Source organism: Vibrio sp. RC2502 (genome assembly GCF_054850435.1).
This window is the reverse complement of record NZ_CM141453.1, coordinates 722,676-735,811: the sequence shown is the minus strand read 5'-3', so window position 1 is coordinate 735,811 and position 13,136 is coordinate 722,676. Positions and strand designations below refer to the sequence as shown.

Genomic DNA, 13,136 nt, shown 5'->3' with positions numbered 1-13,136 from the left:
CAGCCCTTTTTAGTCTTTCTCAATCTATCAGTTAGACCAAGTAAGAACCTATTTAATATGATCCCAAGAGATGTTCGAAACAATTCGGCACTCGTCGCACTTAAAATAGAAGATGTCATGCAATGGCTCATCAAGCAGCCACTCTCCACCACACTTCGGACACTTACGTGCTTTCTCGCTCTCCAACGACTGACCGCCCACACGATACTGATAATAGTAAGTTGGAATCTTGGTGATGTATTCGATACGACCACGCAAATCCCAACCGCGGCGGAACAACACACTGTCTACGTCGCAAATCTCGTGCAGCGCCGCATGCTCTGCGCGGCACCCGCCCGCCATTTGGATTTCATCGCACGCTTGCCATTCCGTCTGCCATTTGATGACCGCTTTATGATCGCCATTGAGTGTCGGATCATTACGATACAGTGGAATTGGCAACAAAGTTTCACCACTGCGCAGTGGCGAGCATGTGTGCACATACGTCGTGTAGAGCACTTGCCAACTTGGCGCTTCGTCTTCGGCCGCTTGTTCTGAATTTAAATCACGACCAAGCATACGCATTTTCGGCGCAAGCAAAGACGCATCCGACAAACGATTCATGCACACTTTAACGAAATCTGAATGATAACGCGGATGCAAACTGTCTTGTTCCGGGCAAACCACGCGCACAAAAAATTCGCCATCGCCCATCACTATCGGGAATTCACGACCTAGCACTTGGCCGTTGTAACGTAACGCATCCATCAAACCGTTAATGGCTTTATCTACCGCACTGACGGTGGTGTTATCAAAACACTCAAATTGCAACTCAACAACGTACATGCTTACACCGCAGCCTCAATTTTGGCCAAAAACTCCACAACATTCTCTGCGAGCACTTCGCGCTTATCTGTTCCTAAACGCTCTAAAATCACATTGCCCGTTAAGTTACAAATTGAAATCACGTCCAATTCTGCATCCGTCGCTGCGATAAACACCGTCGGTTTTAGCTTTAGACGACGCTGTGTCACCAAGTGACCCAAAATGTTCTCTTGTAAGCGAACAAAATCGTCATCACTCCAAACTTGAAGCAATGTCAGAGGATTCGTCTGCCACGTTGCGTCCATATCTGCACTGTATTGAGATCCATAAAACGCTTTAATGTCTTCATGCAGCGTCAACTCAATCGCATTTTCAACGTTAGTGAAATCCGCCATCTCTTCTCGCGGGAATGCTTTCCACAATACCACGCCGTCACACTTCTCTTCGACACATGGAGAAACAAGATCAGCAAGCTCCTCATTGCGAGGCAATTCATTATGCTTATTTTGCCAAGCTTGTTGGTAGCGCAGGCTGAAGTCTTGTAGCGCCTGAGTAACGGTTTGGGTCATGAAGGTCTCCTCATTCCTTATTTGTCAGATAGCAGAATTTGCCGGATAGCAATTAATCAGCGGATTCAGTAAAATTCTCGCCATTCTAATCGAAAACGACCACAAAGTATGAGCAAATATTCTGACGCTAAAGAGCTTGCTGGCCTGACGCTGGGCAAAAAGACTGAGTACGCTAACCAGTACGATGCAAGCCTACTGCAACCTGTACCTCGCAGCCTAAACCGTGATGACCTTGAACTAGGCGACACCTTACCTTTCTTGGGACATGACATTTGGACTCTGTACGAACTGTCTTGGCTAAACAGCAAAGGCTTGCCTCAAGTGGCCGTTGGCGAAGTGTACATTCCTGCAACCAGTGCAAACTTAATTGAGTCGAAGTCATTTAAGCTCTACCTAAACAGCTACAACCAAACCTGTTTCGCGAGTTGGGAAGAAGTAGCGGAGCGTTTAACGCAAGACCTATCCGCGTGTGCGGGCGAAAAGGTATTGGTCGAAGTGAACCCTGTAGGTCACTACACCAACCAACCTATCGTGACAATGGAAGGCGAATGCATTGACGACCAAGACATTGAAATCAACAGCTACGATTTTGATGCTGATTTGCTAGCAGGTGCTGCTGGCGAAGAGCAAGTAGAAGAAGTGCTGCATAGCCACCTATTGAAATCGAACTGTTTGATCACCAACCAGCCAGACTGGGGCAGCGTTGAAATTCGCTACCAAGGTGCCAAGATCGATCGTGAGAAGTTGCTGCGCTATTTGGTGTCTTTCCGTGAACACAACGAGTTCCATGAGCAATGTGTAGAGCGTATTTTCACTGACCTGATGAAATACTGCCAACCAAACAAATTGACGGTGTTTGCGCGTTACACTCGTCGTGGCGGCTTGGATATCAACCCTTACCGTTCGACAGAACAAGATAAGCCAGCTCATAATCATCGCATGGCTCGTCAATAATAGCGTGATAGGCAGAAATAAGTTCGGCAATCAAAAGGATTGCCGGGCGTTTTTATTGCCCAAGCATGTTACTATACCAAATGACTTCAACCGGCTATAAAAAGCAAGTTGAAGTCATTTGGGTTTATCCGCTATCTAAAACAGTTCGAGGGAACGAAAAGAATGTTTTGGGACAGTTCGCGTCTAATTAAATTAATAGGCTTTTTTTGTCTACTCTTGGCACAGCCACTTCACGCGACCATTTTATCTTCGGCTTTGCTTAACGAAGCACAACAACTGGCTGAGATAGAACCAGCTCAAGCAAAGCAAGCAGCCAAAAACTACTTATCGCAACGCGAACTGACCGAACGTAAAGAAAGCGGTAGCCCTTCAGCGATGTCTCGAGAAGAGACCGACCGCAGCATTCGTACCCCAGCCAGCACCATCGAAGCACACAAGATCATTGCGCAAGCCGACTATACGATGGGCAATGTCCGCTCAGCGATCGATAACCTCAATGAAGCAGAAAAGCTCGCGAAAGAATACCAACTGCCTTACATGACTTTGGATGTGCAACTCATGCGCAACCAAATGATTTGGATGTACGACCACAACTATTCAGCAGCCGAAGATACCCTCAATCAAATTGAAAAACAGCTAGACGAAGCCGACTCTGTACTTCAACGTACAGACAGCGTCCGTTATCGTCTAGTGATGCAACGAGCCCTGCTAGCGGCTCATCGTGGCGATAACGTTGGCGCAGAGCGTTTGTATGCTCAAGCGAAAAGCATGCTTGAGGACAGTCGTTCCGATTTGGCCTTAATTGATTACTACACTTCTGTTGGTGAGTTTTACCTTAACAGTAAAAAATACAACCTTGCGCTTTCAGAACTGCTTTACGGTTATTGGCAGTCCATCGAAAGTGACAGCGGTACTCGCCTTGCTAAAGTAAACCGCTTGCTGGCGAGACTTTTCCAAGAACGTCGTGTTTACGACAAAGCCATTGAATATCTGTCTCAGGCTGCAGATTTCTACGACTCTTACCCAAGCTCCCCTATTTTGGCCGATGTGCTTGAACAAATGGGCGACATCTATTTTTATCAAGGCAAGTTCAATCTTGCTTTGGTGCACTACTTCAACGTACTGGATCACGAAAGCACCAGTCGTAATATCAATCGCACCATTAAGATTCGGTTGAGCTTGGCTGCAACTTACCTGCAACTCTACAACTACGCACTTGCAGAGCAATATCTGGAACGTGCGACAGAGTTACTGGAATACGCGGATATCCCTCAGCTTGAAGCGAAAGCCGCCCTACTTCAGTCTGGTCTCGCTTATCATCAGAACGACAGCAAAAAAGTAATTGAAAACGCGAAGAAAGCCTTAGAGCTTGTCGAAAAAGCGCCGGAAAACAAAAACTTCATCAAGCAGCAATCTTACCGTTTGTTGGGCTTGGGTTACGAACAGGCGGGCGAATATCAACTGTCACTGCAAGCGTACAAAAAATACACCAGCTTAGTGCGTTTGGAGCAAAAACAACTCAACCAAATTAGTGAAGATGCGTTCCGTCAGCAAAAAGAGTTTGCGGAACAGACCATTCACTATGTCGGTCAATCAGAGCGTCTAGAGCAGGTGGAAATGGAACATCGTAAGTTCCAGAAAATTTCCTTTGCCCTATTCATCACCGTTCTGGTTATGTTTTTGTTCATTATGCGCCGCGGCGTGATCATGCAGCGCCAAGCGGGTGAAATCGAGAAACTTCGCAACGACCTCTTTACCCATTCCCGCTCTCGCTTACGTAATCTGCGCATGCTGAACGTGAAGTTGTCTCGCTCACTGAAAAAATCGCGTGACACTTTTGAACAGTGGCAAATGGGTGAACTTATCCATGAACCGCTCAACGACCGACTACGCTTTGTGATGATCGACCTACCGTTCTTACGCAGCATGTACGTTCAAAATGGTTACAAAGCGGGCTTAGAATTAGAACGCGCATTCGGTGAATACCTAGCAGAGCGCATCGAAAAACCGGCACGTTTGTACCACTTCTCGGATGCAAACTTACTCTACATCGAACCTAACGCAGACCGCGACGCCTCTGCCGAAGTCATGTTTGAAAAATTCCAAGCGTGGGTAGACGAATTTGCGACTCAGCATAACGTCAATCGCATCATTCGTATGGGCATCAGCGACTACCCGTTCTTGCCTCGTGCTTACACCGCTATCAATGATGAAGAGCTGCTCGATTTACTGCTACTTGCGACGCACATTGCACGCGAAGTTAGCCTCAAAGATAAACAAAGTCATTGGGTATTTTTGAAAGCCATAGACAACGCGCCAGCAGCGAGCTTTGCAACCGGTAACATAAGAACCGCTTGCCAACACGCCATCAACCAAGGCCTGATCAAGATCCACTCCTCTTACAAGAATGAGGACGACATCAAGAAAATATTAAAAAATGGATAATTAACCATCGGTTAAGCGTAATAACTAATGACGCTATAAAGTTTTTTGTTATTATCAGTTAATTGTCAGTAGTACATGGACTTAACCGTAGTCGTTTCATGGGAATCTTGGAATCCGATATTCAGTCGCAGCTTCATCAGCTGAGTTGTCAACTTGACCAACTCAGGCTGACACATCGTGATACTTCGCTCAAATTTAAGCGAGAACAACAAGTTCTCAAGCGCGTTGTGGCATCTTTGTCGTCTGCTTGCCAAGGCTCAAACACCCAAGTTGCTAACTATCTGTTTGAAATTCAGCAAGAGCTGCAACATCAAAAAGACATCAGCACTCTGATCCCGCGCTTGGCGGTACTTGAAAGAATGCTCAAACAGCAGTCGAAAACGATGGATAAACAGAACGGCTACCTCGATGAACAAATCAAACACAGCGGTGAAACACTCCAACGTGTTACGGGTTTGCCAGCGCAGTTAAAACGCGAACTGCGCAACTTAATGAGCTTCTCCGAAGTACACGCAGGGAAGAAAGTCGATCAAGCTACCCGTCTACTGAGCATCTACGAACGCGCGATTAAAATCATCACTTCGAACTCACGTTTACAACTCAGCGAATTCGAAAACAACCCAGACAAATCTCAACTAGAATGCCTCGCTGTCGATCTGCAACATACGATCACAGAACTTGATTTTGAAGGCGAATGTGGCGAGAGACTGCTTGATATTCGTGCAAAACTGTTGCTTGGCGTGAATGCAGAATCCTTAATCGAGCTGACGTTAAGCACTCTAAAGTTAGTCGTCGAAGCGACTAAGTTTGAGCGCAAAGCATCAAGCCAATTTCTCGATCAGTTAAACTCTGCTCTGGCGAGTAACCTCAAAACCGTCCATCAAAACGTCGATCAACACCATACTTATTTTGAGCATCGCCAAGAGCTGAATGCGGAAATGAATGGTTTGGTTGAACTCAGCCAACAATCTCTCGACCAAGCTCAGGATTTAGCAGAACTCAAACAAGAAGTCGCTCCATTGCTAGCCAAAATGGCCTCGTTAACCGAGCGCCTCAAGATGACGGAAGAGAGAGAACAGGCCCTGCAAGAGCGTTTAAGCTACAGCAAAAATCAGCTTGAAGCGGTGTTTGAAACCACACAAGATTACCGCCGCCGCTTAGACGACCAGACACAGCGAATGTTGCTTGATCCACTCACGAAGGTTTACAACCGAACAGCATTTAACGATCGTCTTGAGCTCGAATACCGTCGTTGGATTCGCTCTCAACAAAATCTACGAGTGGTACTGTTTGATGTCGATAACTTCAAAGCCGTAAACGACAGTTATGGTTATACCGCTGGTGATAAAGCGCTGAAGATCATCGCTCGAGCCATCAATAAGCGCGTGTCTGATACCGAAACCGTCGCTCGCTTTGGCGGTGAAGAGTTTATTCTGCTGATTCCAGAACAAAGTGAAGAATACACGTTAGAGCTGATGAAGAATATTCAGCGCGATATCTGTCAGCTGCCGTTTAAGTTCCGCGAGCAAAACATCATCATTACTCTGACAGCCGTCTCTACTTCATTTAAGGAATCAGACGCACCAGAATATGTGCTCGATCGCCTTGGGCAAATGCTCACTGACGCTAAAAAACGGGGCACAAACCAGCTAAACTGGAACTAAAAACCGTTCAAAAAACAAGCAAACAAACACTTTTACCCCCTCTCAAACGCTCATAACCTCCCATTTTCAACGAGTTATCACATTTATCCCCTTTCAGTCTGCTAAGCTGTTAAAACCCAAGTCACTTCAAGATGATGTATTCATTCATGACGAATATGGCATCTTGAGGTTGCTTGGGACTCGATAACCATAAAACCAAACCCTCCAGCCATCTGAGTAAAACGACACGTACAACTAAGTAAGATGCGTTGGAACTATCCCTCAAAATAATGCAACACAAGGAGGCGTTATGATTACCCATATAAGCCCCGCAGGTAGCATGGACTTGCTATCCCAACTGGAAGTTGAACGCTTAAAGAAAACCGCTTCGAGTGATCTTTACCAGCTTTATCGTAACTGTACGTTAGCGGTATTGAACTCTGGTAGCCACACAGATAACTCCAAAGAGCTTCTCGATAAACACCAATCGTTTGATGTGAATGTAGTGCGCCGCGAGCGTGGCATTAAGCTAGAGCTGACCGACCCACCAGAGCATGCGTTTGTCGATGGAGAGATCATTAAAGGCATTCAAGAACACTTATTCTCTGTACTGCGTGACATCGTTTACGTGAACATGCACTTGGCTGACAGTCAGCGCCTCAATCTCACTAACCCAACGCATATTACCAACCTTGTGTTTGGTATTTTGCGTAACGCAGGCGCGCTCACTCCCGGTATTGAACCAAATCTCGTCGTCTGTTGGGGCGGCCATTCAATCAATGGCGTTGAATACCAATACACGCGCGAAGTGGGTAACGAGCTTGGCTTACGTGAACTTAATATCTGTACGGGTTGTGGACCAGGTGCGATGGAAGGCCCGATGAAAGGAGCGGCAATCGGTCACGCTAAACAGCGTTACACTGAGCAACGCTACCTTGGCTTGACGGAGCCTTCAATCATTGCCGCTGAGCCGCCAAACCCAATCGTTAACGAGCTGATCATCATGCCGGACATCGAAAAACGTTTAGAAGCGTTTGTTCGTATGGCACATGGTATTGTGATCTTCCCGGGTGGTCCGGGTACTGCTGAAGAGTTGCTATACATCCTTGGTATCATGATGCATCCAGACAATGCTGATCAGCCGATGCCGATTGTGTTAACCGGACCAAAAGAGAGCGAAGAATACTTCCGTTCTATCGACGCGTTTATTCGCGATACCTTAGGTGAAGAAGGTCAAAAACACTACCAAATCGTCATTGATGATCCTGCCGAAGTTGCACGTATCATGAAGCGCTCGATGGAAGATGTACGCCTTCACCGTAAAGAAAAAGGCGATGCTTACAGCTTCAACTGGTCATTGAAAATCGAACCGGATTTCCAACTGCCATTTGACCCAACGCATACATCAATGGAAGGGTTGAATTTGAACTTGGATCAAGAACCTCAGGTTCTGGCGGCTAACTTACGCAAAGCCTTCTCTGGTATTGTGGCAGGTAACGTCAAAGCCGAGGGCATTCGCGAAATCGAATGCAAAGGTCCATTTTCCATTCATGGCGATCCTGTACTGATGAAGAAGCTCGACAAGCTACTGCAAGACTTCGTTGAACAACATCGAATGAAATTGCCAGGCGGTTCTGATTACGAACCATGCTATCGAATTGCCCATCCATAAATTGGTGGTCGATAGTCTAGCTTGCATTCGTTACACTAGGGGCATTACGCCCCTTTTTTATTGCTAAGTCATTATGTCTATTCATCTTGTTATTATTGATGCCCTCAACTTGATTCGCCGTGTGCACTCTGCACAGCCGGATCCAACTGACATCGCAAGAACCATCACGACGACTCAGCGAACCCTTACGCGTATTCTTTCCGAAGCGAAACCAACACATATCATCGCGGTGTTTGATCACCATGAACAAGATAGAGGTTGGCGCGCTGAAATCCTTCCTGACTACAAGCAAAATCGCAAACCGATGCCAGAGCCGCTGATGCAAGGTTTGGATGCCATCCAACAAGCATGGTGGGAGCAAGGTATTGATTCACTGCTATCAGAAGGCGATGAGGCAGACGATTTAGTTGCGACATTGGCGACCAAAGTGGCAAGACACGGCGAGAAAGTAACGATCGTTTCAACCGACAAAGGCTACTGCCAGTTACTTTCACCGACACTGCAAATTCGCGATTATTTTCAACACCGTTGGTTGGATGAACCGTTTATTGAGAAAGAGTTTGGCGTAAAGCCAAGCCAACTCGCTGATTATTGGGGGTTAACTGGCATTAGTTCGAGCCAAGTGCCGGGCGTTCCGGGCATTGGACCGAAAGCTGCCAAAGAGATCCTAACTCAATTTGAAGATATTGAAGCGGCCTACGCCAGCGATGAACTTGCACCAAAATATCGCAAGAAGCTGGATGAACACATTGAGTCTGCACGTCTATGTAAACGAGTAGCGGCGTTGAAATGCGATATCGAGCTCGGCTTTAACCTGCAAGACATTCGCTTTACCGGATCAAATAAAGCCGAGTAAGCACATCTCTTTTACGCTGTGAGTTTTGGGTTAGACAACACGTTTATAAAATCTGTTGTGTAACCCTTTACATTCACGGCAATGATATTTACCTCATCATTAACCTACAAGATACTGATTAATTTATAAGCTAATTCACAGTCTTAGTGAGTAATTTCATTATTTTTAAATCTCTTAATAACGGAGAAAAATAATGAAAAACATCATCTTAGTATCTTTAGTCACACTCCTATCCTTCCCTACTCTTGCTGAAACTTGCGGTCAACACCTTGATAAAGGCATACCTTCAAGCAACAGCGATCAGTTCCTTTGCAGAGATGGCTATGCGGTTGGGTACAACTACAACACCAAAAATGCAGACTGGGTTGCTTACCACATTACCGCGGAAAGCGTGAACATCACCAACAAACGCAGTAACGCCTTCCAAGAAGACACTGAAATGCCGGATTACGCACGCTCTACCCTAGCGGACTACAAAGGCTCAGGATACGACAGAGGGCACCTTGCGCCGTCAGCGACAATGGATTTCACCCAAGAGTCAATGAAGCAAAGCTTTTTGATGAGCAACATGTCACCTCAACTGCCGGGGTTTAACCGAGTTGGTTGGCGCGTTCTAGAAGAACATGTTCGTGATCTCGCCAATGAGTACAATGAGCTTTATGTGGTGACCGGACCGATTTACCAAGGTAACGAAGGAACAATCGGTAATGGCGTGGTGATCCCGAGCGCATTTTACAAAGTCATTCTTGATCCAAGCTTTGATGAAGCCATTGCGTTCATTGTCCCGCATCGCGATGTTTCAAGCTCTGAGTTAGCCAACTTTATTACCACCATTGACGAAGTTGAACGTCAAACTGGATTAGACTTTTTTTCTCAAACGCCAGATAGCATCGAAGACAACATGGAATCAGTAAAATGGGAAGAGATGTGGCCAACCAACCAGTAATTGAGTGACTGTCGCGATTCCTAAACCGCAAAAAAAAAAGCGCCTGAAGTAGGCGCTTTTTTAATAATGTTCAACCACATAGAAACGATAACTTAGTGCGGAGAGATATTAGATATACATTGAATGTGAATCGTGATCTCTTCACGGTCATGATACAGATGCTTCGCTTGCAGCTTGAATTTCACCTTGTTCTCAATCAAGAACATTTTTAGATTTTCAAGATCTTGCAGTACTTCATCGTAACGACCTTTCATTGGCAATTTCAGGTTAAAGATGGCTTCTTTCGCCCAACCTTTAAGCAGCCATTGGCCCATAAGATGTGCCACGCGAGCTGGTTTCTCAACCATATCACACACAATCCAAGTCACGTTCTTGCGGTCTGGTTCAAACTTAAAGCCATCCACCATGTGGTGCTTAATTTGACCGGTTTCCATCAAGCTGTCTGCCATCATGCCATTATCAACACAATGAACGAACATAGAACGTTTCACTAATTGGTACGTCCAACCACCTGGACATGCACCTAAGTCAACGCCCCACATGCCTGGCGCCAAACGCTCATCCCACTCATCTCGCGGAATAAATACGTGGAAAGCTTCTTCCAGTTTTAGCGTTGAACGGCTTGGTGCGTCTGCTGGGAATTTCAAGCGAGGGATACCCATAAAGAACTGCGAGTTGTTGCCTGGTAGTGAGTAACCCACATAACAATGACCCGGTGCGACAAAACAGATGTGCAGCACTGGCTTCTTCGCGTTGTCTTTATTCCACATCAAACCTTTACCACGCAACGCTTGGCGCATTGGTACGGTGAACTTGCGGCAGAACTTCAACAGCTCTTTTGCTTCGTTCGTATCTGGCGTTTCGATACGTAGATCGCCACAACGTGGGAACGATTCAAACTCTGACAGCTCGGCAAGAATTGGGCTGATGCGGTCTTCACTTGGCAGCGCTTCAAACTCAGCCGCTACAGCAAACATCTGACGCGCAAAAATCAATGAGCTAAAGTCTAAGCCTTTAACTAGCTTCTCTGCGTCTCCATCTTGGTAACACTCGAAGACAACATAACCTGAGTTTTTCTTCACACGAGGGAAGCCATACACTTCCAACTGTGTCGCTTTGTCCTGAATTTCACCAGCACACTCTTTCTCAAAGCCAGCACGGCAATAGAGCATTAGTTGTTTCACTTGGAGACCTCTTTGATATTAAACGCAGCAAAAAAGAACAGACACCAGCCGATCATGAACATGAATCCTCCCATTGGGGTGATGGGTCCAAACCATTTAATGCCCGTCAGCGCCAGCGCGTAAAGACTGCCGCTAAAACAAAAGATGCCGATGATAAAGCAAATCGCCGCGATGAAAAAATATTTTTGTGCTTTTTGTCCCAAATTGAGCAGAAGCAAAATGGCACAAAATGCAACCGCTAAGGTGTGGATGAACTGATACAACACACCCGTCTCAAACACGCCAAGCAAATAAGGCGCAAGCTTGGCTTTTAGGCCGTGCGCTGCGAAAGCGCCTAGTGCAACAGAAACTAGTCCCGAAAGTCCCGTAAAAGAGAGTAACCACTTACTTTTCACTGTACACCTCATTGATGAATGCTGACAGTTGCTCTACTGCAAGTGCAATATTGCCCGCCTCGGTATGTCCCGAGCTCTTGCGCGGCTTAAAGCTATGGTCGCCATCAGGTAAGAAGCTCACTTTTACTTGCTGAGAAAACACAAACTCATCAAACTCTTCACGCTTACCAAAAGTATCTCGCTCACCTTGAAGAATCAGAGTGGGCTTGTCGATGCTTGCAAGATGATCACCTTTGAATTTTTCTGGCTTACCCGGAGGGTGAAATGGAAAGCCTAAACAGGCAATGCCCGCCACCAGCTCGTGCTCTGCGAGTAAACTCGCCATTCTCCCTCCCATCGACTTGCCACCAATGACCACGGGAGAAGAAGCAAAGTGAGCGATCACTTCGCTGTATGCTTCGAGCAACTTTGGTGCGCGATCGGGCGGACGCTTTTTGCCATCTTCCGAACGTTTCACCATGTAAGGGAAATTAAAACGCACCACACGAATGCCTTGCTCAACTAATCCTTTGGCGACAGCAGTCATGAAGTCATGCTCCATCCCCGCCCCTGCGCCGTGAGCAAAAACAAACAGCGGCCCGTTTTCAGGCCCCTCAACTATCCACTGGCTCATCCAATACTTCCTCTTGTTCTTTTCTCGCCGTTGCCAGCATCCAATCTCTAAATGTCGCGATGCGTCCCATGTCTGCCTGCTGCTCATGGCACACCACATAGAAGGCATTTTTGGAGATAAGCACCTCATCAAACGGCGCAATCAGTCGTCCCGCTTCCATTTCTGGTTTCGCTAACACGTTGTTGCCCAATGCTACGCCTTGTCCGTGTGCAGCAGCCTGCAGCACCATAGTCGAGTGACTGAAAATCGGACCATGATTCACGTTAATGCCTTCGATGTTGTAATGACGAGCGAACTGCTTCCAATCTTTACGCGAAGTATCATGTAACAAAGTGTGTAATTTGAGGTCACTTAGAGATTCTAATGGTTTGTTACCTAAAAGTAACGAAGGTGAACAAAGTGGGATCAGAAACTCTTGGTACAGTTTATCCGCTCGTAAACCCGGCCAGTTCCCACGGCCGTAGTAGATCGCTACATCTACATCATCAGTCAGTGAACCTTCATCCATATCCACGGCTTTGATGCGCACATCGATGTCTGGCTCTTGAGCATTAAAGTCCGCCAAACGAGGCACCAACCACTGAATGGCAAAACTCGGTGGCAAGCTGATGGTCAACGCGCCTTTTTCACTACGTTCCAATACCTTATCGGTCGCTTCAGCAATCGAGGTAAAGATGTCTTTGATGTCGAGAAAGTAACTTTGCCCTTCTTCTGTTAACAGCAAAGAACGGTTACGGCGACGGAAAAGTTTTAGAGATAGAAACTCTTCTAGGGCTTTAATTTGATGACTCACTGCGGCTTGAGTCACAAATAACTCTTCTGCCGCACGCGTAAAACTGAGATGACGAGCGGCTGCTTCAAATACTCGAAGCGAATTTAAAGGAGGCAATCTGCGAGACATATGGGACCTCAAATAGGATTAGTTTTTTTAATCTGAAACATTATAAAATGTCCGTTGTCGAACAGCCAGATAAATTCTATATTTCACCCCGCAACACGAGCCTGAACGGCTTGATTTCCTTGGAAATCAATTGGCTTCGTTGTTGCGATGTTGT

General features: G+C 46.3%; 12 protein-coding genes. 6 read left to right on the top strand and 6 right to left on the bottom strand.

Annotation, left to right across the window (positions count from 1 at the left end; all coding sequences use genetic code 11):
* Nucleotides 1-48 precede the first annotated feature (48 nt).
* On the bottom strand, nucleotides 49-825 hold the full coding sequence (locus ACYJZR_RS03385; protein ID WP_005486775.1) for a Zn-ribbon-containing protein: 777 nt from the start codon (nucleotides 823-825) through the stop codon (nucleotides 49-51).
* A gap of 2 nt (nucleotides 826-827) precedes the next feature.
* Nucleotides 828-1,373, bottom strand: coding sequence for a SecY-interacting protein (gene syd / locus ACYJZR_RS03380; protein ID WP_023623216.1), 546 nt, complete (start codon nucleotides 1,371-1,373; stop codon nucleotides 828-830).
* A gap of 108 nt (nucleotides 1,374-1,481) precedes the next feature.
* Here syd and queF point away from each other — a divergent pair, with 108 nt between their 5' ends.
* The 6 genes from queF (at nucleotide 1,482) to ACYJZR_RS03350 (ending at nucleotide 9,889) form a co-directional block, all read left to right on the top strand.
* On the top strand, nucleotides 1,482-2,327 hold the full coding sequence (gene queF / locus ACYJZR_RS03375; RefSeq protein WP_069501689.1) for an NADPH-dependent 7-cyano-7-deazaguanine reductase QueF: 846 nt from the start codon (nucleotides 1,482-1,484) through the stop codon (nucleotides 2,325-2,327).
* Nucleotides 2,328-2,489: 162 nt separating this feature from the next.
* A complete protein-coding gene (locus tag ACYJZR_RS03370; protein ID WP_015296341.1) occupies nucleotides 2,490-4,772 on the top strand; it encodes a tetratricopeptide repeat protein in 2,283 nt (760 codons plus the stop codon).
* A 98-nt stretch (nucleotides 4,773-4,870) separates the two neighbouring features.
* Nucleotides 4,871-6,436 (top strand): GGDEF domain-containing protein, encoded by a 1,566-nt coding sequence (locus tag ACYJZR_RS03365; RefSeq protein WP_017448796.1) that lies wholly within the window; start codon nucleotides 4,871-4,873, stop codon nucleotides 6,434-6,436.
* Between the two features lie 289 nt (nucleotides 6,437-6,725).
* Entirely contained in the window at nucleotides 6,726-8,087 is a 1,362-nt protein-coding gene (gene ppnN, locus ACYJZR_RS03360) for a nucleotide 5'-monophosphate nucleosidase PpnN (protein WP_005496242.1), read from the top strand.
* A gap of 73 nt (nucleotides 8,088-8,160) precedes the next feature.
* The gene (xni, locus tag ACYJZR_RS03355; protein ID WP_193287573.1) at nucleotides 8,161-8,943 is read left to right on the top strand and encodes a flap endonuclease Xni; all 783 of its coding nucleotides are present in this window, start codon (nucleotides 8,161-8,163) and stop codon (nucleotides 8,941-8,943) included.
* Between the two features lie 193 nt (nucleotides 8,944-9,136).
* On the top strand, nucleotides 9,137-9,889 hold the full coding sequence (locus tag ACYJZR_RS03350; RefSeq protein WP_193287572.1) for a DNA/RNA non-specific endonuclease: 753 nt from the start codon (nucleotides 9,137-9,139) through the stop codon (nucleotides 9,887-9,889).
* A gap of 92 nt (nucleotides 9,890-9,981) precedes the next feature.
* Here the strand turns inward: ACYJZR_RS03350 and rlmM are convergent, their stop codons facing one another.
* The 4 genes from rlmM to ACYJZR_RS03330 are packed head-to-tail and all read right to left on the bottom strand — an operon-like array spanning nucleotide 9,982 to nucleotide 12,982.
* Nucleotides 9,982-11,073, bottom strand: coding sequence for a 23S rRNA (cytidine(2498)-2'-O)-methyltransferase RlmM (rlmM, locus tag ACYJZR_RS03345; protein ID WP_193287571.1), 1,092 nt, complete (start codon nucleotides 11,071-11,073; stop codon nucleotides 9,982-9,984).
* Complete coding sequence (locus ACYJZR_RS03340; RefSeq protein ID WP_005496247.1) at nucleotides 11,070-11,468, bottom strand: DUF423 domain-containing protein; 399 nt, start codon at nucleotides 11,466-11,468, stop codon at nucleotides 11,070-11,072. The genes rlmM and ACYJZR_RS03340 overlap by 4 nt, the downstream gene beginning before the upstream one ends.
* Nucleotides 11,458-12,081 (bottom strand): alpha/beta fold hydrolase, encoded by a 624-nt coding sequence (locus tag ACYJZR_RS03335; protein WP_011105706.1) that lies wholly within the window; start codon nucleotides 12,079-12,081, stop codon nucleotides 11,458-11,460. The genes ACYJZR_RS03340 and ACYJZR_RS03335 overlap by 11 nt, the downstream gene beginning before the upstream one ends.
* A complete protein-coding gene (locus tag ACYJZR_RS03330) occupies nucleotides 12,062-12,982 on the bottom strand; it encodes a transcriptional regulator GcvA (protein WP_011105705.1) in 921 nt (306 codons plus the stop codon). Before ACYJZR_RS03330 ends, ACYJZR_RS03335 begins: the two co-directional genes overlap by 20 nt.
* Nucleotides 12,983-13,136: the final 154 nt, after the last annotated feature.